The sequence below is a fragment of the Rhodococcus opacus genome (genome assembly GCF_012396235.1).
GTDB classification, from domain to species: domain Bacteria; phylum Actinomycetota; class Actinomycetes; order Mycobacteriales; family Mycobacteriaceae; genus Rhodococcus_F; species Rhodococcus_F opacus.
The window spans coordinates 1-21,957 of record NZ_JAAXPA010000022.1; the positions used below are offsets into that span (position 1 = coordinate 1).

Annotated in this window: 21 protein-coding genes and 4 pseudogenes; 11 read left to right on the forward strand and 14 right to left on the reverse strand. The window is 64.7% G+C overall.

Annotated features, from left to right (window positions below; all coding sequences use genetic code 11):
* Positions 1 to 354: 354 nt before the first annotated feature.
* Entirely contained in the window at positions 355 to 1,296 is a 942-nt protein-coding gene (gene ligD / locus HGB39_RS25665) for a non-homologous end-joining DNA ligase (RefSeq protein WP_043793681.1), read from the reverse strand.
* An 896-nt stretch (positions 1,297 to 2,192) separates the two neighbouring features.
* Between ligD and HGB39_RS25675 the strand changes: the two are divergent.
* Positions 2,193 to 2,733: pseudogene (locus HGB39_RS25675) on the forward strand (ferritin-like domain-containing protein); the annotation flags it as partial.
* Positions 2,734 to 3,132: 399 nt separating this feature from the next.
* On the opposite strand, the gene HGB39_RS25680 reads toward HGB39_RS25675, so the two are convergent.
* Complete coding sequence (locus tag HGB39_RS25680; RefSeq protein ID WP_039950975.1) at positions 3,133 to 3,597, reverse strand: SixA phosphatase family protein; 465 nt, start codon at positions 3,595 to 3,597, stop codon at positions 3,133 to 3,135.
* 365 nt (positions 3,598 to 3,962) lie between these two features.
* Between HGB39_RS25680 and HGB39_RS25685 the strand changes: the two genes are divergently transcribed.
* Both HGB39_RS25685 and HGB39_RS40285 read left to right on the forward strand, forming a co-directional pair.
* On the forward strand, positions 3,963 to 4,187 hold the full coding sequence (locus HGB39_RS25685; protein ID WP_242323009.1) for a hypothetical protein: 225 nt from the start codon (positions 3,963 to 3,965) through the stop codon (positions 4,185 to 4,187).
* 92 nt (positions 4,188 to 4,279) lie between these two features.
* A complete protein-coding gene (locus tag HGB39_RS40285; RefSeq protein ID WP_005561429.1) occupies positions 4,280 to 5,167 on the forward strand; it encodes a zeta toxin family protein in 888 nt (295 codons plus the stop codon).
* On the opposite strand, the pseudogene HGB39_RS40610 reads toward HGB39_RS40285, so the two are convergent.
* The 3 genes and pseudogenes from HGB39_RS40610 to HGB39_RS25705 form a co-directional block, all read right to left on the reverse strand.
* Positions 5,157 to 5,635, reverse strand: a pseudogene (locus tag HGB39_RS40610) (Clp protease N-terminal domain-containing protein); the annotation flags it as partial. The gene HGB39_RS40285 and the pseudogene HGB39_RS40610 overlap by 11 nt on opposite strands.
* Before the next feature lie 41 nt (positions 5,636 to 5,676).
* Positions 5,677 to 6,555, reverse strand: a complete 879-nt coding sequence (locus tag HGB39_RS25700; protein ID WP_168442955.1) for a universal stress protein — start codon at positions 6,553 to 6,555, stop codon at positions 5,677 to 5,679.
* Between the two features lie 801 nt (positions 6,556 to 7,356).
* Complete coding sequence (locus tag HGB39_RS25705) at positions 7,357 to 8,268, reverse strand: cytidylate kinase family protein (protein WP_005564675.1); 912 nt, start codon at positions 8,266 to 8,268, stop codon at positions 7,357 to 7,359.
* Between the two features lie 155 nt (positions 8,269 to 8,423).
* On the opposite strand from HGB39_RS25705, the gene HGB39_RS25710 reads away from it, so the two are divergent.
* Positions 8,424 to 8,744 (forward strand): acyl carrier protein, encoded by a 321-nt coding sequence (locus HGB39_RS25710; RefSeq protein ID WP_005564672.1) that lies wholly within the window; start codon positions 8,424 to 8,426, stop codon positions 8,742 to 8,744.
* Positions 8,745 to 8,756: 12 nt separating this feature from the next.
* Here the strand turns inward: HGB39_RS25710 and HGB39_RS25715 are convergent, their stop codons facing one another.
* Positions 8,757 to 9,104 carry a dsRBD fold-containing protein gene (locus HGB39_RS25715; protein ID WP_242323010.1) on the reverse strand — a complete coding sequence of 116 codons (348 nt, stop codon included), beginning with the start codon at positions 9,102 to 9,104 and terminating at the stop codon, positions 8,757 to 8,759.
* Between the two features lie 232 nt (positions 9,105 to 9,336).
* Positions 9,337 to 9,821 (reverse strand): annotated as a pseudogene (locus HGB39_RS25720) (response regulator); the annotation flags it as partial.
* A gap of 95 nt (positions 9,822 to 9,916) precedes the next feature.
* Between HGB39_RS25720 and HGB39_RS25725 the strand changes: the two are divergent.
* On the forward strand, positions 9,917 to 10,105 hold the full coding sequence (locus HGB39_RS25725) for a hypothetical protein (RefSeq protein ID WP_005564669.1): 189 nt from the start codon (positions 9,917 to 9,919) through the stop codon (positions 10,103 to 10,105).
* Positions 10,106 to 10,748: 643 nt separating this feature from the next.
* Here HGB39_RS25725 and HGB39_RS25730 read toward each other — a convergent pair.
* The gene (locus HGB39_RS25730) at positions 10,749 to 12,227 is read right to left on the reverse strand and encodes an APC family permease (RefSeq protein WP_043788770.1); all 1,479 of its coding nucleotides are present in this window, start codon (positions 12,225 to 12,227) and stop codon (positions 10,749 to 10,751) included.
* Between the two features lie 615 nt (positions 12,228 to 12,842).
* Positions 12,843 to 12,983, reverse strand: a complete 141-nt coding sequence (locus HGB39_RS25735) for a hypothetical protein (RefSeq protein WP_168442956.1) — start codon at positions 12,981 to 12,983, stop codon at positions 12,843 to 12,845.
* Positions 12,984 to 13,305: 322 nt separating this feature from the next.
* Here HGB39_RS25735 and HGB39_RS25740 point away from each other — a divergent pair.
* A pseudogene (locus HGB39_RS25740) lies at positions 13,306 to 14,599 on the forward strand (KUP/HAK/KT family potassium transporter).
* 184 nt (positions 14,600 to 14,783) lie between these two features.
* On the opposite strand, the gene HGB39_RS40290 reads toward HGB39_RS25740, so the two are convergent.
* From HGB39_RS40290 to HGB39_RS25755, 3 genes are all read right to left on the reverse strand, one after another.
* Positions 14,784 to 14,936, reverse strand: coding sequence for a hypothetical protein (locus tag HGB39_RS40290; RefSeq protein ID WP_376744848.1), 153 nt, complete (start codon positions 14,934 to 14,936; stop codon positions 14,784 to 14,786).
* Between the two features lie 636 nt (positions 14,937 to 15,572).
* Positions 15,573 to 16,289: a LysR substrate-binding domain-containing protein gene (locus HGB39_RS25750; protein ID WP_005562000.1), complete on the reverse strand. Its 717-nt coding sequence runs from the start codon at positions 16,287 to 16,289 to the stop codon at positions 15,573 to 15,575.
* A gap of 8 nt (positions 16,290 to 16,297) precedes the next feature.
* The gene (locus tag HGB39_RS25755; protein ID WP_162276272.1) at positions 16,298 to 16,507 is read right to left on the reverse strand and encodes a LysR family transcriptional regulator; all 210 of its coding nucleotides are present in this window, start codon (positions 16,505 to 16,507) and stop codon (positions 16,298 to 16,300) included.
* Between the two features lie 251 nt (positions 16,508 to 16,758).
* On the opposite strand from HGB39_RS25755, the gene HGB39_RS25760 reads away from it, so the two are divergent.
* Positions 16,759 to 17,802 (forward strand): maleylacetate reductase, encoded by a 1,044-nt coding sequence (locus tag HGB39_RS25760; protein ID WP_005562005.1) that lies wholly within the window; start codon positions 16,759 to 16,761, stop codon positions 17,800 to 17,802.
* A gap of 52 nt (positions 17,803 to 17,854) precedes the next feature.
* Positions 17,855 to 18,259, forward strand: a complete 405-nt coding sequence (locus tag HGB39_RS25765; protein WP_005562007.1) for an ester cyclase — start codon at positions 17,855 to 17,857, stop codon at positions 18,257 to 18,259.
* Between the two features lie 15 nt (positions 18,260 to 18,274).
* Here the strand turns inward: HGB39_RS25765 and HGB39_RS39645 are convergent, their stop codons facing one another.
* Complete coding sequence (locus HGB39_RS39645) at positions 18,275 to 18,397, reverse strand: hypothetical protein (protein ID WP_005260704.1); 123 nt, start codon at positions 18,395 to 18,397, stop codon at positions 18,275 to 18,277.
* A 217-nt stretch (positions 18,398 to 18,614) separates the two neighbouring features.
* Between HGB39_RS39645 and HGB39_RS25770 the strand changes: the two genes are divergently transcribed.
* The gene (locus HGB39_RS25770; protein ID WP_054246461.1) at positions 18,615 to 18,935 is read left to right on the forward strand and encodes a hypothetical protein; all 321 of its coding nucleotides are present in this window, start codon (positions 18,615 to 18,617) and stop codon (positions 18,933 to 18,935) included.
* Positions 18,936 to 19,057: 122 nt separating this feature from the next.
* On the opposite strand, the gene bla is transcribed toward HGB39_RS25770, so the two are convergent.
* Entirely contained in the window at positions 19,058 to 20,011 is a 954-nt protein-coding gene (gene bla, locus HGB39_RS25775; protein WP_005562009.1) for a class A beta-lactamase, read from the reverse strand.
* Positions 20,012 to 20,158: 147 nt separating this feature from the next.
* Between bla and HGB39_RS25780 the strand changes: the two genes are divergently transcribed.
* Together HGB39_RS25780 and HGB39_RS25785 are read left to right on the forward strand one after the other, a co-directional pair.
* A complete protein-coding gene (locus HGB39_RS25780; RefSeq protein WP_005562010.1) occupies positions 20,159 to 21,052 on the forward strand; it encodes a LysR family transcriptional regulator in 894 nt (297 codons plus the stop codon).
* Positions 21,049 to 21,957 (forward strand): serine hydrolase, encoded by a 909-nt coding sequence (locus HGB39_RS25785; RefSeq protein WP_005562012.1) that lies wholly within the window; start codon positions 21,049 to 21,051, stop codon positions 21,955 to 21,957. The genes HGB39_RS25780 and HGB39_RS25785 overlap by 4 nt, the downstream gene beginning before the upstream one ends.

Here is a 21,957-nt window from a genome sequence, read left to right on the forward strand (position 1 = left end):
GCTCACGCTGGTGAACACCGATCGGCTCGGCTCGCCGCCACCGCTCCCGGCGTCCGCGCGGGGGTGGACTCCGCTCCCGGCCCCGCCGCCGGCGACCCGCGCCAAGCAGCGCTCCCCTCCGTAACAATGAGGGGAGCGGGGTCGAGGCAAGTTCCTGAAACAGGACGTTCAGGTCGATGCTGTTCGGTCAAAATGCCCCGTGTGCCACATCGGAGTCGCTTCGAGCGACCATTAGCCGAGGGGCGCACTGGCGGCACCGGACCCTGCCAGGGTGTAGATGCATGTTCCAAGCGCGCCTGGAGGGTGGGAGCCGCTGACACCGGGCGGTGCCGGCGGCTTTCCCGTTCCCCCTGATCAATGGCGGCCGGGGAGACCCACCTCGTCGGCTGATTTGTCGTTGCGCAGTCCTTTCCAGCTGGGATGCCGGAGCCCTTCACCGGTGTATTCGCGGTATTCGACGTCGCCGACGAGGAGCGGTTCGACCCAGTGCGCGCCGCGTGCGATGGATCGCGGTGGGGGAACGTCGAAGGAACTGGTGGGGCGTTCGAGTTCTGCGAGTTGGTCTCGGAGCTTGCGGCGCATGGATGCCGTGAAGCCGGTTCCAACATGCCCGATGTAGACGAGGGCGCCGGTGTCGTCGTGTGCGCCGAGGATCAGTGAGCCGACGGCGTTGTGGTGCATGCCGGTGCCGGGCACCCAGCCTGCGATGATGGCCTCGGTGTTCTTGCGCAGAGGCGTTTTCACCCAGGACGGTGAACGGATCCCCGGGCGGTACGTCGACTCCACCCGTTTGGCCACGACACCCTCGAGGGATTGTTCTCTCGCGACATCGAGCATGGTCTGTCCGTCGACGTCGACCCAGTGCGGCGGGACCTGAATACGAGGTCCATCCAGTTCGAGATCTGTGAGAGCTGTGCGGCGGTCGAGGTAGGGAAGGGACATGATTTCCGCGCCGTCGAGGACCAGGAGGTCGAAGACGTAGTAGGTGGCAGGCGTTGTCCTGCGAAGTTCCGCAGTCGGTTTCACCACATGCATTCGATGCTGCAGACGGCGGAAGGACGGTTTGCCGGTGGCGTCGAGGGCCACTATCTCGCCGTCCACGACTGCCGGTCTACCGGCGAGCGCCGTGCTCAGTGCCTCGACCAGCTCCGGATAGGATTCGCTGACATCGTGGCCGTTCCGGCTCCACAAGATCGGAGCATTCCCTCTGGTAGAGGCCACCATTCGTTGGCCATCCCATTTCATTTCGAACGCCCAACCATCGCCGACCGGCGGGGAACCGAGGGTCGCCAACATCGGTGCTATCGGTCGTTCGTGCGCGGGGCCCACTCACTCATTGTGCGCAAACAGGCCGCGTGGGGGGCCAATCCGTGTCCCCGAAAACCTTCGATTGCCGGTCACCCTACACACGCGTACAGGAAGTAGGGAGTCCACCTTCAATCAGTTGCAGGACTCGAGGCGCCACGTGTCCACCTACTCCCTGATCTCGCCGAAGTCTGGACTGATCGCACTCGAGGCACGAGGACGACATGAGCCGGATCGGTCCTCCGCCAACGATCAGCAACGAGAACTGGGGTCCGAGTTCGGTGTTCTATTTGGCGCCCGCCTCGGTGACCTCGATCTTCCTGGTTTGTGCGCGTTCCGCTTTGCACCCGCACGGTCAGAACTCCACTGGACAACGAAGCCCGGCAGCGTGACGCGATACTCGAACTCTCCGACCCGACCCGACGGGTACGGCGACGAAGCAGGCCTTTGCGCTCGCGCTCCTTCAGCTCCCGGTCACCACCAGTTCGGTTCCATGAGCTCGACGTCGATGTCCTCGCGTTTCACCCCGGACCGAGGCCCAGTTCGAGTCCTGGGGATGGCGTATTGCCTTCCTTCTGTCCGCCCTCCTGGTCGGCTTCGGACTCTGGATTCGCCTGAAGCTCGAAGACACCCCCGTCTTCAAGGCCCTGCAGGAATCCGGCGACCGCGCCGAGGCCCCGATCCGCGAGGTGTTCACGACGCAGACCCGGCCGCTGGTCGCCGCCATCCTGTCGCGCATCGCGCCGGACGTGATCTACGCCCTGTTTGCATCTTCCGTCGACCCGATGCCGTCAACGCCTAAGGGGCGAATCCGCATGAGCACACCCGATACCACCAGGCTGCTGGCGCAGTTGCGTGCAGTCCTCGATCTGACCCACACTGAAATCTGGCTCACCACCGTCCTCGCCGAGGAGGCTCTGGGCGGTCCGGGCGCGCTGCGCCGCACCCCGCTGCAGGCGGCCGCCGGGACCACGGTGCGGCTGTTCAACGTGCCGGTGTCCTGGTCGGCCCGCGGACTGGACCGGGCCGTCGATACTGTCCGCGCCACCCCGCTGGCGTTCAGCGGACTTGTCAGCCGCGGCGCCCATGCCGGGGACGTCGCCGTCAAAACCCTGGCCGCGACCCGGGATGCGGCTCTCGAGACCGCGGAGAAGGTCGCCGGCCGCGAAGACGCCGCCGGGCCGGCCCCGCCGAGTTGCTGCATTCGGCCCGCACCGCTACTGGAGTCCTCGAACCCGGCGAGTGGCCCATCGAAGATTTCGACGGCCTGGACGTCTCCGAGGCGGCGGCGGTGAAGGAACTTTCGGCCTTGCGGATGTGTGGGCGATCGTCGCGTAGGAGGAGGCGCACAAGAATCGGCACGGGGTGGTCTCGGCCGCCCAAACCCGGCTCGCCGCCATCGACAAGGAAGCCGCAGGCCTGAACTGACTCGGGCCTGTCCGTCAGCGCATTCACCCATAACGGGAAGACCCCCGCCGCCGTCAAAGGGTCTGCGGGAAATACGCCGGTGTAAGTAGCAAGCCGGCCCTTGTCTGCAGGCGATGGGCGGGCCAGCTTGGCGAGGGCCTACGCCCACAGGAAGAGGTTTGTCGGTACCTGAGTCGGCCACCATTGTGATGTTGAAGACGGCCTTGAGGTGTTCGAGCGTCGGTCTCGCTGGGCGAAGCCCGAGGCCGTGCCTGCTGTCCGATCTGCGTCGAGTTCGAGCCGATCCCGTTGCCCGGATACATCATGGTTGAGCAGCTGATGCTGCGTTCCCGTACCGGCGGGTGCTTCCGCGGGGGCGCGATGGCCCGCGACTATTCGATGAGGCCGTGCTGCCGCGACCTAGCCATCGGCGGGCGCGATATAGCGCAGCGTTTCGGCCGGATCGGCGGTGCGGTCGACGACCCAGGCTCCGCCTTTCGCGGTAGTCGCCGCCCGCGGCACGCATGTCGATCCTTGCGCCCGCGCGAACTCTGCCAGGGCGTCGAGCACCTCCCGATGGGTGCAGAAAACGGCCCCGTCGACATCCGGCGCACTGAGCAGGGCGAAGAGTTCGTTGGTCGGTGCGCCTATTGCCAGTAGCGGGTGATTGTCGATACGCAGCCCGCGCGCCGCGGCGAGAGGCATCAGGGTCTGACGGCACCGTAGCGCTGGACTGGACCTCAGTGCCCGTACCTCGATGCCGCTCAGCGCAGCGACAAGGCCGCGTGCCTGCCGATGACCGAGCGTGCTCAGTGGGCGGTCGGCATCGGGGCCGCGCCACCTCTGCTTCTTACCTGCGTGCGCATGACGTACCAGGACGAACATCGACACCCTCTCCGGCCGCCCGGCCGGCGAACGCTCCCGGGGTGCAGGTCACATCCTCGTCGAAGTTCGCTCGTTATGGGACCTTCCTGAGCGCTGATCGCTGATGCCGAAGCTATACCCCTGATCGACCGTGTGTGGGCGTGAACACGTTACGGATCCCCTGCGGTGGGTGAATCAGAGGAGGTGTTGATGATGGACACGATCGATCGAGACCGAGCGGTTGCCGCGCGCTCGACGTTGCTGTTGCACGTCGCAGGATCGCGGGACTCGATCTCCTCCGAGCAATAGTCGAGGCGGACACTGCCCACATTGCGCAGCGCGTGATCCGTGAGCACATCGGGATCTCGCAGCCCACGATCCATCGCATGCTGCGCACTGTTTTGCAGAACCCGGCGCTCCTCGATCGGACACCGACTGAAGTCATCGATCGCCGTACTGCTGGAGACATCACCGACGACGAGATGATGGACACTCTCCTCAACTGGGATTACACGTTCGATCGTGTTCCCGTGAGCGGTGGAATATCGACTGATGCATATGGGCCGGGTAGCTGGGATGAGGTTGAACGCGCTACTGCCGCGGACATCTGACCGAGGATGAGCTCGGCCGGCTCATGGAGCGGAACAAGGACGCACTCGAGCGAGCGGCGTTGTCTGCGTGATCAAATCAGATTCACTGCGCGGTGAGGTCGCCGCGCAGCTCGCCGGCATGTCGGCAAGCGGGGGCCCGCTGGACACGAAGTCTCGACGAACACCAATATCCGCTATGCGGATCGCATTCGCGTCGGTCGTTCCGCAAGAACGTCGTTGAGCAGTATCGGTCTCGTGAGACACCGCCGCGTGAAGCGCGTTCTGCGGTTCTCACGGCAGGTGCACCTGGCGCCGGCAAGAGCGCTTTGCTACGCGAACATGTCGCCGAACTATACGACTACCGTCCTCTGGACGCGGACGTCGTGAAAGACTTTCTGATCGAACAGGCACTAACCGACGGCATCTACGACGACCTCCTCGACACCGTGCTGGCGGACGGCGCCCGGTTGGCTCCCCGAGAGTTGGCGGCGCTGGTACATGACGAATCCACCGCCCTCATCGACCAGATTCGTAGGGAGTGCCTGGACCGGGGCGAGAACGTACTGATCGAAGGGACCTTGAGATGGCCCGATCATGGTCCCAGGGTGTTCGCCGAGCTCGTCGACAAGAACTACACTTCGCTACGCATAATTGGGGTCGAAGTTCCCCGCGCCACCGCGCATGAGCAGGCGCTGTCTCGGTGGTGGGAGGGCAGACGCGCATGGTGCGCCGACACAGCGCCGCTCGGGGGACGATTCACTCCACCTGCGGCGATTGACGATTGCTACGACGGAGGGGCGCGAAGTGCGCCCGCAACGCCGAGTCGCTCTTGCTGGGGGTGCGTCGCCGGTTCTATTCGGTATCGGTTTGCCGGGTGGGGCGTCGGGTGCGTGCGGCGTCGAGGATGCGGTCGCGCATCCATCTGTCGAGGCGTTGGCCCGCCTCGGCGGCCGCGTCTGCGCACAGGGTGTGCTCGGCGTCGGTCAACCGCACGGTGGTGATGTGGGTCGGGCCCGGCCCAGCGGGTTCGCGGCGGTCTTCGGCGACCTGACGAAGAACGTGTTCCCGCAGCCTGTCCAAACTCGCGGGCCCGGCTTCGTCGAGGATCTGTGCACCGGCCGATGACCTGTTGTCGATGAGAGCGAGCAGGAGGTGTTCGGTGCCGATGCCATCGTGGCCGAGCAACGATGTTTCGTGCAGACTCTGTTCGAGCACCTTCTTGGCGTGTGGGGTGAAGGGGATGTGCCCGGCCGGGTCGGGCACGCGTGGGCCGATGTCGGCGAGCTTGCTGCTGATGACGTCGGTGGACACGAGGTCAGTGATGTCGCCGCGACACCGTCGGCTTCGAGGACCCCGAGCAGCAGGTGCTCGGTGCCGAGATAATCGTGGTGGTGTGTCCGGGCTGCGTCGGAGGCCAAGACCACTGCTCTGCGTGCCTGCTCGGTGAACTTTTCGAACACCACCACCACTCCCTCGAAACTCGTCCGGCAATCGGCCGCGGCCGGGGCGGCTACCGGACGATGAGGAGTGGGCGGTTGACCGAGTTCATCAACGTCCTGGTGGTCGATCCCAACAGCATGCTCGCGAACCCGCCCCGCCCGCGGCTGCCGACGACGAGAAGCTGCGCATTTTCGGCTTGCTCGCGCAGACTGTGTGCGGGTTGGTCCATGACGACGACTGGGCGGATCGTCACGCCAGGGCATTTCTCGGCGTGGCCGACGAGGGACTCCGACAACTGGGCTGTTTCGTCCTTGACGATCTGCATCCACACGGGGTCGCCGTCCTCGAAGGCGAAGGGAATGTTGACGTCGGACCAGGCGTGGACGGCCACGAGTTCGGTGTGCCGCAGTTCGGCTTCCTCGAATGCCATGGCGATGGCGGGTTCGGTGTGCGCGGATCCGTCGACGCCGACGACGACGGGTCCTGCGAGGGCGGTGATGTCGGTGTCGGGCAGGCCGTGGATGACGGCGACGGGGCAGTGTGCGTGGGTGGCGACGGCGGAGCTGACCGAGCCCAGGAACATCCTTTCGATGATTCCTTGCCGGTTCGCACCGACGACGACCATGCGCGCAGTTTTCGACCGCTCGACGAGTTCACCGGCGGGTGTCTCGGTGCCGAGGACGGTGTGGATCTCGAGCGAGTGACCGGGTACCGCGTCGGCTGCGACCTCGGCGGCCCTGGCCAACCTCTTCTTGGCTTCGAGTTCCTCTTCTTCGAAGAAGTTGGCGGGCAGGCCGACGGGGGCGCCGTAGACGCCCGGACGGAGCATCGTGGTGAGCACCGTCAACGGAGCGTTCCGCAGTGCCGCTTCCTTCGCGGCCCACGATACTGCCTGCAGCGCCGACGGTGATCCGTCTGTTCCGACGACGATGGGACGGTCGGCAGCCATGTTGTTCCCTACCTTCTTGGCGGATGGTGGCACGGTGGGGGCTTGTCCTGAGATCCATGGTCGTCGCCTTTGGGGCGGAGGTCCACCCGCGGCCTTGCCGGTCCCTACACTTCCGCCGATGTCAACGGTGACCGTTGTGCGCATTCACCGTCGTGCGGGTCGCCGTTTGATGGAGCTGGTCGTGGACCCGCGGGGCCGCGTTCGTGAGGTTCTCGCGTGCCTTCGTTCGGGGCTGAGGCCGAGGTAGTCCAGGTCCCGTTGCTGGGACGTTGCGCTGCTCGCCGCCCTACGGGTCGTACGGCGGCGCGGGGAGGGGGTATGTTCCTGCTCCGGGTGTCTCCGGGTGTCTCCGGGTGTCTCCGGGTGTCTCCGGGTCGCCAGGCCTGGCTGAGGGGAGGGGCGGACCACCGGAGAGCGGTTCCGCGCCCGGAATATGGCCAATGATCTTCTGCCCTTTTGATTCTCGTGTGTGTTCCGCCGGGTTGTGGAGTTCACTGGTAGTGCAGCCAAGGATATGGATAACCTGCCAACCCAGCAGGAATGCCTCTCGAGATTTCGAGTATGGTCTGTCCGTCGACGTCGACCCTGTGCGGCGGGACCTGAATTCGAGGCCCGTCCAGCCCGAGATCTGCGCGTCGTTCTGTTTGTCGCACGCGGTGGGCTCCGCGGGGTGGAAGCAAGGCCAGGGCCTGCGCCCGCAGATGTATGGCTGAAAAAAATAGCTGACAGATGAAGTGGCGGGTGCCGGGGCGGGGTGGGTGGATCATTCGCTGCCCGATGTTTTCCAATGACACAACCTGCTTATTTACGCCCTACCTGGTCAGCCGTGTCTGGATATAAGGGAAAACGAAATCCGTGAATATGCTCCCAATCGTACATCCACTTTCGCTGTGCTTCCGTGAATAAAAACTCATCCGCAGTAATCCCGGCGGTGACCTCTTCTCCGCCTTCGCTCTCAAGCAAAGCTGGCACCAACACCTGCTTTGCGATCAGCGCTCTGCTAAGAGCATCGTGCCCCCGCAGCGCAAATACTTCCGGCGAGCTGTATCCGACAACAGGTTGCTCCCACGCCGGTGCGGCGCCTGACTCAATCGCAGCCAATTCCCGGACTGGTTCGATTGTTGGGATAACACGACGTGGGCTCGCCCGCAGCTGGAGGCCATCCGTCGGCGGGCCGTTCACTACCTGAAGAACTTCGGATACGACCATGTCCAACGGTGCGTCAGAAGTGTCAATCACCAGGTCGTAGTTCCTCAGCCTGAAGATATCGACGCCGTACTTATCCCTAAAACGCGAACGTTCACTCGAACTTCTAGTACGCGCATCCTGCGCAGCATGTTCCACGGACGTGTAACTTTCGACATTTGATTCACGAGTCCGGTGCAATCTCTCAGCGGCCACAGTCGGGTCTATGATGAGATGTAGTTTGAATGCATTTGGAACAAAATGCCAAGCCAGTCGAGAATCGAATATCAATGCAGTAGTCTGCGCGCCCTTCCTCTGCAGAATGCTATCTATACGCAAATCAATCGACTGATCAAGTTCAGCTCTCTTGTTGACATCCACAATTGATACGCCCAGCGAAGCTGCCAATTCTCGCTGTAGTGCGCCAGTGCTGACAATATCCATGCCGCAAATCCGCGCAAGCTCTCGCCCGACGGAACTCTTCCCGCTTCCCGGTTCACCACTGATAGTGATGTTCCGGAAGTGCATAATATGTCCGATCTGGCCGACACGGATCAACAACGAGGCTGACAATTTTACGGTCTGGGCATGCGGTTCGTGGCCAGTGTCGGCCAAAATGCTTACAGACCATGCGGCGAGCCCGGCCTGTCACCTTCAGGCAGGGGGCGCCCGAGCAACGATCGTTGCGTCTCGAGCTGACTCGCCATCACCTGCTCGCACTCGACGGGATCCAAACCCTGCGCACCACCGTAAGCGCCCTCGACCTCGACCCGCCGCCGCGGTCGACGCGTGCACCGCAGGACGTCGCACCCGAAGTCGAGGGCGGCGACGTGGTCGCGGACCATCCGGTTCGGGATCAGGTGGATCTCGATTCGCTGGATTGGCTGGACTTCCTCGTCAGCCGGCATTCGGCCGTCGGGATCGACATACCGGAGGCCGACTACGGAAAACTCGTCACCCTCACCGACGTGACAGACTACGTCGCCGCCCGGGTGACGCCGTGAGTCGGCCGAGGATCACATGCGAGGGGGAGCCGGGGACGTTCGATGTCGAAGCCGCAGAGCACTGCGGGTGATCGCCTCGCACTCGGAGGCCGATTCGAACAACTGGTGTGACAGGTCGGCCAGTGCGCGGGCGACGGCGAGCTGCTTGCCGATCGTCACCACGTCGAAATGGGAGGAATGGAGGCGCGCAGATCCCGTGCCCTCGAGTGCGGTGTCGTCCGGTCTCGGTAGGCGGGCCCGCGCCGACACCGACATGTCCGCGTCGTCCGGTTTGTGCTCATCGATGACGATGCTCACCGACCACTGCTCCCCGTTCACATCCACTCCCGTCCTCGCCGGACTCTGCGATCTCTTCTTCACGCGCGTCTCGTACGTCTCCATCGAACCTCGGCCGGGAGTGCCGGAGAAGGGCCGCAAGTCCTCGGCCGCAGTGACATCCGACGCTCATCGTGGAGGCCGCGGACCTCGGGTCCCCGCTGCGGGTTATCACCCGCCATCGCTGGCGCTGTCACGGATGTACTGCGCGAACTCGCGCACTACAGCAACAACCGGGTGCGGCGCCGAGCCTATTAGCGGACGATGAGCAGCGGGCAAGAGTAAGGAGTGCCCGTTGCTGGTCGGCGAGCCCCGCGAAAGGGCCGGCCTCCGCGTGGTGCGCCCCAGCGGAGCTTCGCCATCAACGCGGCGGCGGCACGACTGTCGAGCAGCGACTTGCCGCACCCACCTCGTGGACTGCCTCGGTCAGTTCCATCCCGCGGATGTCCTTGCCGACATATCCGCTGGCCCCGGCGAGGATGGCGTCGAGCATCGCCTGGTCGTCGGTGTAGGACGTCAGCACCAGACAATGCAAGCCGGGCATCCGGGATAGCAGCTCACGACACAACTCGATGCCGCTACCGTCGGGCAGCCGGACATCGAGCACGGCAACGTCGGGTTTGAGTGCCGGGATCCGAGCCAGCGCGCCCGCGAATACGTTGCCGGCTCCCCGTTCACGGTCAGTTCGGGGTCCGCGGTGAGAAGATCCGCTATCCCACGGCGGACCACCTCAGGATAATCGACCAGAAAAACGGTGAGCACAGCCAACTGTCGGGAATGGCAGTGGAGGGCTACGCCGCCCCCGGGGGAGGGTTAGTTAGAGCGTGCCGGCCGCGTCGATCGGTTCGAGGAACTCGATGGCAGGCGGGCCCTGGGCCCCTGCGCGCTCGGTGACCTCGGCGATCTTCGTATTGCCTTCGAAGAATTTCCTGGAAGGGCTCGATGCTGTTCCACTCGTCGGTGACGACGAGCTTACCAATGACCTCGGTGAACCGATGATGGTGTATATCAGCCTGTTTCGTACCGTCGGTGATCTCGTCGAGTAACGCAGCGTCCATCTCTGATGGACTGTTTGGCCGCTTCCAGATCTGAAACGGTGAACCGGCCAACTTCGATCAACTCATCGTCGGCCGCCTTCGAGTCGACAGTGGTTGCACCGTCTGCGAGTCTATCGCGAAGATCGCCTTGATCGAGGATCGCAGGCGTCTACCGGTCGCCACCGCCATTGTGACTGCGACCAGCACAGCAATGGGCCCCCGGTGGCCGGAGCCTGGCAGGCGATGTGACTGAGTGTCGCCGGGAGACCAGGCGTGGTCGACAGTTGTTCCCGGGCGGGAATCTCGAGACCGACAAGATCGACGCCACGTACGACGCCGGGTACCGCGGTTGACCCGTCCCGTCGCGGAGAAGGCCCCACCGTACACGAAATCAGCAGCAGTAGAGGGAGGAAGGCGATCCATGCCTGACCCCGACACACGCGGGGACGGGAGTGAGTGGGACAGCACGGTGGCCCTTGGTGAACATCAGCCCCCGGGTTTCGGAGCCGACGAATTGCGAGGTGCGGCGGTCGCAGGAGTAAGAGTACGACCTGCTCGCACGATTCGGACGGCACGGTCGCGACCGGCGACGAAACGACGGAGGGGACGAATGGATCGGACTTCGTTCTACCGGTCGTAGCGATGGGCGGGATCAGGCGCCCTCGTCCGCGGCCAGGTGGTCGATGTCGGAGAATTTCGTGTCAAGCCCGCTGCGCTTGTTGATCACGAACGTGATCGCCCACAGCACGATGCCGACGACCAGCATCACTCCGGCGATCCGGTATTGGATCATCTGCTCCTCGGTACGTGCCCACGGTCCGGCGAGGAAAAGACACAGCACCGCCGCGATAACCGGCACCCAGACGGGAGCGCGGAAGAACGTTTTGTCCGCCCGCCGTTTGAGCACAAGGCACGCTATGTTCACGACCGCGAATACGAACAATAACAACAGCCCGGTCGTCCCTGACAGGGCGCCGACCACCGAATTCCCGGACATCTGGTTGACCACGACGATGAGCACAAGAGTCATGCTTGTCGTGAACACGATGGCCGCCCAGGGCGAGCGGCGCGCCGGCAGGACGAACCCGAGTACACCCGGGAGCACCTGCTGCTTCGCCAGCCCGTAGATCAGTCGACTCGCCATCAGCATGTTGATGAGTGCGGTGTTCGCGACCGCGAACACCGTCAGATAGGGAAAGAACTCATCGATCGGCAGCCCGGGTGCCCCGAGCCGGACCACGTGCAACAGGATCCCCTCACTTCCGGAGTCGTAGTCCAATGGGAGCACAGCGATGACCGCAACAACGACCAGGATGTAGATCAAACAGGTGACTCCGAGACCGGTGAGCATCATCTTGGGAAAGATGCGTTCGGGGTTCTTTGTCTCCTCGACCATGTTCACCGAGTCCTCGAATCCGACCATGGCGAAGAAGGCGATGGCGGTCGCAACCGTGACCGCGAGGAACCATCCCTTCTCGTTCGGGTCCTCGAATACCACCAGATTCCCGATGTCGCCTTCGGCGCTGCCGCTGCCGGCCGCGACGAGGCCGATGACGATGACGACTGCGAGCGCGGTCATCTCGATGAGGGTCAATACCACGTTCAACTTCACAGATTCGCCGACGCCACGGAGGTTGATCACAGCGAGCAGGCTCATGAAGAGCAGCGCGACGACGAGTTGTGCGGTATCCCCGGTCGGAATGTCGAACCAGCCCACTCCCTCTGCATCACTGAATGTTTCGTGCAGCCCGGCTAGTAGGTTACCTGCGACCACGTTCGATGACGTCGACGCACTCGTAATGCCCGAGCAGATGACGGCGAACGCAACAATGAACGTGACGATATGGATGCCGAAAGCCTTGTGCGCGTACAGGGCGGCGCCGGCGGCCTGGGGGTATTTCGTGACAAGTTCGAGGTAGGAGAAGGCCGTCAGCGTTGCAATGATGAACGCGAGAATAAACGGAAGCCAGGCCATCCCGCCAACGTTCTCGATCATGCTTCCGGTGACCGCGTAGACCCCCGCACCGAGAATGTCGCCGACAATGAAGAAGAGTAGCAACCCGGGCCCCAGAACCCGTTTGAGTTCACCGCGCTTACCGGCGGCGCCCGGGTCGCCAGTAGCATGTGCCATGCAAGAAATCCTAGACCCGCAGGTGATCACGCAGGTAGTGCTCGGCAGCACCTACCCGCCTGGCTGTGACCGGCCCGGATGTTTGGGCGGGATCTCCACCCTGACCGCGTTCTGGCCGGCCGTGGAGATCGGGGATTGGCAGCGGCTGACCGGGTGCGCCATCGGTACTTTACTGGGATTGCCCAACACTCTTTCGGTACTATGCGTGTCCCGGAGTCGATCACCAAGACCGTTAGCCTCCGGCTGCTGATCGAGGCTGCATGGCGTCACCGCCCGTCCTACCACCGAATTGCGGAGCTGCGCAGACGGTGGGCAAGGCTACCCCGCCGCCAGCGGTCAGCAGGACAACCGGCGACTGCACTTTCCTTGGCTTCGCTTTGAGCGCGCACGGAACGTCCCTCCCTCGCGAACACCGCGGTAGCCCGTGAAACTTGCCGGCTGGTGCTGGTCATTGGCAGTCCTGGACGAGCCGCGAGCCGCAAATGCCCGGACGTGGCTCACGGTGGTGGCGGTGGCACCTGGAGTGACTCGCGACCGATCTCTGAGCACGCATCAATCTCGCGTTGAAAAAACGTTCGCAGTCATCAGCTTGGATGCAGTGCCCCGGTAGCGGGCTCACGACCGGCTCCCGGGGAGCGTCCCCTCGCGGCGCTGTTCGACCGCACCCGAGATCGGGCCGCCGGCGATCCGCGCGTCGAGGACGTGCTTGCCGCGTATACGCGCGGCAAGGGATCGGTTTGCCGGCGTCATGGTCATGTTCGAGGCCGCCCCCGGCGGTGACCGCGTGGTGGTCGATGTCAGCGACCGTGAAGACGAGGCGCTGTCCTAAATGCCCCGCGTTCGGGCAAACCGGTGTCGAAGGCGGTGATCGCCTGGGCGGCCGAGGTGAGCTGAGTGGGACTGTGTGCCGGACAACTCCACCAGCTCGCGCTGTGCGCGTGCCTGGCTTCCGCGACACGCAGGGAGAGGTGCTCGATATTCCGCGGTTAGCGCCTCCAGGACGACAATGGGAGCCGGACCTGCAGACGAGGAGCGCACCGTGGCCACTGAGTCCGGAGGTAGTCCGCCGGTTCGTGCGGTGGACGGTCGGGAAACGTTTCGGGCCGCCGCGGTGGTTGGGGCACTCGGTGTCGTGTTCGGTGACATCGGGACCAGCCCGATCTACACCATCCAGACGGTCTTCAACCCGAAGGACCCGCACCCGGTGCCGATCAGCACGAACAACGTCTACGGCGTCGTGTCGCTGATCTTCTGGTCGGTGATGATCATCGTCACCGTGACCTACGTTCTGTTGGTGATGCGCGTCGACAACGACGGCGAGGGCGGGATCATGCCCCCGATCACGCTGCTGCGGCGCCGCGGTGGCGCGGGGGGGCCGTCGCGTGACCGCGGTGCTGGCCGGGCTCGGTGTCTTCGGCGCCGCGCTGGTCTTCGGCGACAGCGTGATCGCACCCGCGATTTCCGTGCTGTCCGCGGTGGAAGGCCTGAAGGTCGTCCAGCCGGGGTTGGAGGAGCTGATCGTGCCGATCACGGCGGTGATCATCGTGGGATTGTTCTCCGTGCAGCGGCGCGGCACGGCGGCGGTCGGTCGGTTGTTCGGGCCGGTGATGTTCGTCTGGTTCGTGTCGATCGGTGCGTGCGGTGTGGCCGGCATTGCCCGACATCCGGAAATCCTGCGGGCGCTCTCGACGACGTATGCGCTGAACTTCATGTTCGGGCACTTCGGCATCGCGTTCTTCGCGTTAACCGCGGTCGTGCTCGCGGTCACCGGTGCCGAGGCGCTGTATGCCGATATGGGCCATTTCGGACGGCCGGCGATCACCCGGGGCTGGCTGCTGCTGGTTTTGCCGGCGTGCGTGCTGAGCTACCTCGGCCAGGGTGCGCTGCTTCTCGGTGACCAGGGCGCTGTGGGTAGCCCGTTCTTCCTGCTCGCCCCGGGCTGGGCGCGGTTGCCGATGGTGCTACTGGCCACCGCTGCGACGGTGATCGACTCTCAGGCGGTGATCACCGGCGCCTACTCGGCGCTGCCGGTGCCGCGCGTACCGGACACGGAACGGACGGAGGTCGATCGCCGCGGCTACGCCGAAGACGGGATCGTCCTCGTGACAGTGTATTTCGGGTACATGGAAACGCCTAACATCCCGGACGCGTTGCGCCTGCTCGACCCCGCCGACACCGAGGGTCCGATCGCGATCGAGGACGCCTCCTACTTCCTGTCGAAGATCGAACTGGCGATGGGGACGGCACCGACGATGGCAACATGGCGCAAGCGCCTGTTCATCGCCGCCTCCTACATCACGGGCGACGCTGCCGAGTACTTCCGCCTGCCGGGCGAGCGGACGGTGATCATGGGTTCCCGAATCGACGTGTAGGGACGTGGATCCGCCCAATCCGGTTCGTCCGACGCCGCGACAACCGACCGGCTCGGGCGAACGTACATCGCCGAACATGGCTGGTGCCGAGCCCGGTTCGGACTGCGACGTGTTTCTGCGTTGGCGACCGAGGCTGAACCGATCGACGGACACAACACCTTCGCAGGGAGCGGGGCGGTACTCATCAAACGAAATACCCCCGCAGTCTGGTGGTGCCCTTGATTCCGCCAGTTCGGCGACGGCCTGCGCCCAGAGGAAGGACTTTGTTGGTGCCCAAATCCGCCAACGTCTTGATGTTGAAGGCGGCCTCGAGGTGTTCGGCGTCGGATTCGCTCACACCCTGAAGCGCGGCGATCGGGGCCTGCGCGAGCTCGTCTGCCGAAAGGGTCTCTTAGGCCTTGTCGAACCTTCGACGCGATACCTGCCATGTGCTCGTCCTCCAGTCCGCGTCGGATCGACATACCCGGCCCGGCCTGATCGAGCGGACTGAAAAATCAATTAATGCTTCGGAAATATGGCCCCGTTCTTCTTCACCGGGAGCGTCAAGGTCACGTAGCCCATGCCTCTGCCGAATCCACAGTTCATGTACGAGCAAACGGGTTTCCATGGCGCCCAAGACTTTCGAGTCGCCCGCCGTGTCGGACACGCCGCGCAACAAATGAGCCCGGACGCCGCGAGCGCGCGTACGGTGACCTTTCGACCCGACTGCACTCGGTCAGGACCGGATCCCATCAGCCCAACAGGGTTAGTGGTGGTTAGACCCGGCCGTTCACGCGCCCCGGCCACGGTCGGCGGAGTGGAGCGGCCTGCGCCGTGTGAGCGGAAGGCTGTGATCTACCTGACACGAAGAACGCTAGAACCCCATCCGGATTCAGTCCAACAGATGTGGCAGATGGGTAATATCGGCCGCGCCGATATGTCGGGGTGCAGGACCGTGCCGCAATTGTCTAGACGGGCTCAACGCTCGCGCCCGTTACGACACGTCTCCGGTCGGGGTGAGGCGGGCTGCGGTGTCGGCGAGGCGCTGTCGAAGCCACCGATGACCCGGATCTTCGCTGTGGCGCGGATTCCAGTACATCGCGTCGGTAATGCCCGGCACCGGAATTGGCGGATCGACGAGGCGTAGGCCGTCGAGCGGCAGCATGGAAGCGGCCCGTTCGAGGACCAAGCTGACGAGTGATGTGCCGCGGATGAGGAGGGGCGCCATGAGAAAGCTTTCGACCGTGAGCTCTATTCGCCTTCGCACCCCGAGTGAGGCCAGATGGCGATCGGCGTAGTTCAACTGCCTGTCCTGGCCGATGGAATACACGAGATGGGGCAGCTGCAGATAATGGTCGCGCTCGAGTCGAGCCAACACTGCCGGTTCGTGCATGCTGCCGTCGAGCATGCATACCCAGCGGTCGGAAAACAGTGAGACGCCGGGCAGTGGCGAGTCGCCCATCATCTCTCGGGGTTCGATGACAAGGTCGGCGGAATCGAGGCGAAGAACAGCAGGAACGTCGGGGGAGCGGGGCAGCACGTTCACCGTGACATTCGGGGCGTCGTCGGCGAGTCCGCGGAGCAGGGGCGCCAGAACGACCGCCGTCGCATAGTCCGATGCGCTGATCGAGAACGATCTGGTCGTTGTGCGTGGATCGAAGTCGTCGCTCTCTGCGAAGACGCCGTCGATCTGGTGCAGGATCTCCTTCACCGGCGGGATCAGGGCCTCCGCGCGGGGGTGAGGACGAGGACTCGGCCGTTGCGGACCATGAGCGGATCGTCGAACAATCGCCGCAGCCGCGACAACGAGCCACTCATCGCAGATTGGCTCAAATTCAACCGTCGTGCAGCCTCGGTGACACTTCGCGTGCTCAGCAGGGCATCGAGATCAACCAGCAGGTTGAGGTCGACACTGCGGAGATCCTTCATCTGGTCCACACTATCGGCACCAGCGATGTATTGCATCTGTGACATCCGTTGGACCGGACGACCTGGAATGAGTGAATATTGTCGAACCCGCAACGGGCGGGCGTCGGCGTCAGTTCACGACGCCGACCGGACAGCAGTGGTGGGTGCCACGCCACGAGTGGAGTTCATCGATGAATAGGGCGGAACCTTCAGTGTCCTAGGATATTTCGGAGCGCGACATGCCAAGCCCCATAGCTTTCACTCGAACAACATTGCCCGGTCGAATAGTCTTCGGCGACGGGGCACTGGCCCAGCTGGCACCGGAACTGGACGGCGGAAGCCTGCGCAGAGCGATGCTCATCGTCTCGGCCCGCCAGCCGAAACTTGCGGTCCCCGGACGGTCCGCGTTAGGCCATCGAATGGCACTGGAGTGGAACGAAGTTCGACAGCATGTACCCCGCGATCTGGCCGAACGCGCCACAGTCGCCGCCAGCACCGCCGACACAGACGTGATCGTCGCCATCGGCGGCGGCAGCACCGTCGGACTCGGCAAAGCGGTCGCAGTGAGTACCGGCCTCCCCCTGGTCGCGGTCCCCACCACGTACGCCGGCAGCGAGATGACGCCCATCTACGGGCTCACCAGCGGAACGGTCAAGAAGACCGCCCGCGATCCTGCGGCCCTGCCGAAGATCGTCGTCTACGACCCGCGGCTCTTGACCGCGCTGCCCGCCTCGATCGTCGGCCCCAGCGGGATGAACGCCTTGGCCCACTGCGCCGAAGCCCTGTGGGCGACGAACCATGACCCGATCACTGACGCACTGGCTCTCGATGGTGCCGGCCGACTCCAGAGCTTCCTGCGCCGGGCGTACACCACAACCGACCTTGCAGCCCGTGGAGAGGTTCTCCTCGCCGCCTGCCTGGCCGGCATCGCGCTGGGCACGGTAGGTACCAGTGTGCATCACGCGCTGTGTCATCTCTTCGGAGGAATGTGCGACGCCCCCCACGCCGAAACCCACGCGATCGTCCTGCCCTACGTCATCCGGTACCTGGAACCTGCGATCCCTGACACCATCGCCCGTGTGGCCGAGGCGATGAAATGTGACCCGACGACACTCGCCGACAACGTCTTGTCGCTGGCCCGGTCGGTCGGCACACCGACAGGGCTCCGAGCCATCGGCATCACGCGGGACCAGATCGATGCAGTCGCGGAAGCGGCCGTGGCCGGGAATCTTGTCAGTCCTCGGCCGCTGGATCTGCGACCGATTCGCTCTCTCCTCCGCGATGCGTGGAACGGAGAGCTTCCCCAATCACTGTGACGGCAAAGACTTCCCCCACGTCGAAGGCTGCCAAGTAAAGGAGACACTGATCATGAACTCACTCACCCAGATCGTGACCGATCTGTACACGGCATACAACAACCACCGCCCCGCGGACGTCGCGAAGCTCTACGCTCCGCTATGTCGGCACCGCGATATCGCAGCCGGCGCGGACCATCGCACACCGGAGAAGATCGCCGCCGGTCTCGCCGGGCTCTTCGCAGCATTTCCCGACGCGCAATGGAGCCTCGATGACACGCTCATCGATGGCAACCGTGCGGCGGTGACCTACGCACTGTCCGGTCACTTGAATGGCCGCCTGGGCCCGTACGAGCCGAAAGGGCAGAGTGTGCACCTGGCCGGAGTGCAGATGCTGGAAGTGAAAGGCAACCGCATCATTACCAGCACCGACTATTGGGACGGTGGTGCTCTTCATCGCCAGCTGAGCACGTCGTGAATCTTCAATGCGGCTTCAGCCCTTCCTCTTTCGGATGATCTTCGTCGACTCCTGGGCCTTCGCCCGCTTCTCTGCCCGGCGCTCCCTGAGTGCGCGTGCGGACTGTTTCGAGCTCTTGACGGCGGATTTGTCAGCCATTGTCGCTCCATCTTCGAGTGGCCACCACGAACTGATCCTGACCATACCCAGGAAAGTGGATAAGTCCACTTCGGCATCCGTCTCGAACGGGGTGCCGTGTCGGAAGCGATCATCCGTGAGATCCCAAGAACCGCAGGAACGCTCACGAACTTGCTTATTCCTGTGCGGTGGCTATGGTGCATGCAAGCATCAACGGCATCTACCGGAGGACTGAAATGTGAATGCAGCTACCGATCGTCAATGGGCGGTTCGTGACGCTGTTCTGCGTTGGCTTCTCGCGAAGGCTACGGAAGGGTACCGAAGTCCGATTCTGGACGCGGATGCCATCGGTGAGACGGTCGGCTGGGCGCCCTCGCCCCTGACTCGGGACGAGGTGGCCGATGCGTCGAATTATCTTTACCGGGAAGGGTATGTGACGGGCGTGCCGGTGATGGGCATCGGAATTCCGCGCCCGATGTTGACGGTGGCCGGGCGGCGCGTCGCCACGACGGGAAGGCCTCTGCGCCGGGTGGTGCGCAGTCACGACGTCGTGAGCTAGCGACAGCTCGCTCCGTCCGTCGACGCACCATCGATTGCCCCATCTGTGCAGTCGAGAGCGACGTTCGGTACCGGTACACGAGACTGCCGTCGCCCGTTCGTTCCTGCCCTTGCTCAGATGGCTCACGGTGCAGTCAAGCCCTTGATGACGGCCGCGGTGGTGTCGGCGATCGCCTGGTTGTTTCCCTGCGCGTCTTCCTGATTCGTGAGGCTGTCGGTGAGGATGGCGAGGACGATGGGCGCGCCGTCCGGACTCCACGCGACACCGGCATCGTTGGCGGTGCCGAAGCCGCCGCCACCGGTCTTGTCGGTGGCAGTCCATCCGGTCGGCAGACCGGCGCGCATTCTCTTGTCCGACGTCTTGCTCGCCCGCATCCACTCGAGGAGCTGGTCACGGCTGGCCGTGTCGAGGGCGTCTCCCAGGAGCAGTGCACGGAAACCCTGCGCGAGGCCGTTCGGTGTCGTCGTGTCCCGGGGGTCGTCGCGGAATGCGGTGTTGAGTTCGGTCTCCCACCGGTCCAGCCGTGTGCTCCCGTCTCCGACGTCTCGGGCGAGGTCGGTGACCGCCTGCGGACCGCCGATCTCCCGGAGCAGGTAGTTCCCGGCAGTGTTGTCGCTCTGCGTCAGCGCTGCTTCGGCGATCTGCGCCAAGGTCATCGGGGTGCCGGCCGCAGCGGCGGTGACCGGCGAGTTCTCGACGAGGTCGCTGGGTTCGATCACGACGGTCTTGTCGAGTGACGTGGACCCGTCCTCGGTCTTGCGCAGGACCGCGGCGGACGCGTAGGCCTTGAACGTCGAGCACATCGCGAACCGTTCGTCGCCCCGGTGGCTGTAGACCTCGCCGGTCGCGGGATTGACTGCCGTCACTCCGATCCGCGTGGAGTGCTGCGCCTCCAGGGCGTCGATCGTCGCGTCGAGGGGCCGCCGATCCGGCGCCGCAACCACCGACGTGGTGGGCTGGGCTTGTTCCGCGGTGGCCGTGCACGCCCCGAGCAGCAGGGGCAGCGCCAGCGCGAGAGTGACGGCACCGCGACGACCGGTGCGCCGGGGCTTCGGATGATTTCGGTATGTGGGCATGGATCCAATGTCGGATGCGGACACTCATAGCGCAAAGACGACAGCGGCGTGGTCGCGAGTCGGGTGCGCTATCGCCGCAGTTCAGGGCAATGTTTTGTGCCCGGGAATCGGTGGGGTCGCCCGACGGGGGCGGTCGGAACTGGTTCAATGGTCGCCATGGATCTGCTCCGCCACCTGAGTTTCTTTGTCGCCGTTGCGGAAGAGGGACATTTCGGCAACGCCGCATCCCGGCTCGGTATGACGCAACCGCCGCTGTCACAGGGAGTGCGGCGGCTCGAACAGCGACTCGGCGCGGAGCTGGTCCAGCGCAGTGCCCGAGGAGTCGGGCTCACCGATGCCGGACGCCAATTGCTCCCGCGTGCGCGGCTTCTCGTTGCCGACGCGGCCCGATTCGAGGACGAGGCGCACCGCATCGCCGGCGGTCGCGATGCGGTGGTGCGGTGGGGTGTCCCGCACTCGGTGGCCGACGGTGTGGTGGTGCGGTGTGTCCGTGCTCTTCGCGACGCGGACGAGGCCCGGCCCACCCGGGTGGTGACGACCACGGCGTCCACCACCGAACTGGTGGACGCCGTCCGCACGGGCAGTCTCGACGTCGCCGTGGTCGAACATCCCGCTCTGCTCACCGGCGTCGACAGCGGGCCGGTGCTGAAGCTTCGACGGTGGGTGGTGGTGCCGGACGACCACCCGGCGGCGGTCGCGAGGAAGGCGCAGGTCCGGATGCTGCGCGGACTGGCCCTCGCCACCGGTCCACGGTCGGACAATCCGCCTGCCCATGACCTGTTCGTCGACCTGTGGCGGGCCCGGGGTGCGGACCCGGACATCGTGGTCGCACCGGGTCCGCGAGAGATTCTCACGCACGTGGCCGCGGGCGGTCATTTCGGGGTGACGGCGACGGCACCGACGGTCATGCCGGGTGTGACCTGGGTCGATCTGCTGCGTGAAGATCTCGCGCTGCGCCTGCGCATCGTCTGGCGCTCCGGGGCCGACGTCGCACCGTCCGCTGCCGCCCTCGACCGGGTGCTGCTGAGGGCCGATCGATGACCGCGTCGGCGGAGAAGCGGATCCGTGACGTCTTCGCCGACGCCGGGTGCACCGGATGGCTGCACGCCCGCCGCGTCGGGACCCCGATCGACGACGGGGGTGACATCGCGGTCGGCGCGGACGACCTCGTGGTTCTGGCGTCGGTCTACAAACTTCCGCTACTCGTAGCCCTGTGCCGTGCTTTCGCATCCGGGGAGTTGTCGCCGACCGCGACCGTCCGGATCAATCCGGCCGACTGCACTCCGGGGCCGACGGGGGTGTCGACGTTCCGGGATCCCGTGGTGCTGAGCTGGCGGGATCTGGCGCTGTCGATGATGACCGTGTCCGATAACGCCGCCGCCGACCTCGTTCTCGGGCAGGTGGGACTGGAGAGCGTCGAGCGGGCGCTGTCCGAGTTGGACATGACGAGCACGCGCATCATCGGCGGCACAGCGGATGCGCACCGCAGCCTGGTGATCGACGCCCACGCGCACACCACCGCCGAAGCATTCGCGGCAATGGCCGACAACGACGAGGCGTGGACCGTGTCCGCCTACGACCCGTCGTATGCGAGCGCGACGACTCCGCGGGAGATGACCTCGCTTCTCGACGCGATCTGGACCGGTAGCGCGGTGCCCGGTCCGCAGGGCGAGTTCGTCCGGCACGTGATGTCCGCGCAGATCTGGCAGCACCGCATCCGGTCCGGGTTCCCGTATTCCGAGGTGGACGTCGCCGGGAAGACCGGGACCATCGGCGCCATCCGCAACGAGGTGGCCGTCGTGACGTTTCCCGGCGAGACTCCCGTCGCGGTCGCCGTCTTCACTCGCGCCGCCCGAACCGATCCCGTGCTTCCTGTGGTCGATGCCGCGATCGGGCACGCCGCCCGGATCGCGGTGACCGAACTCCGCTCCGGCCGTGTCGACTGA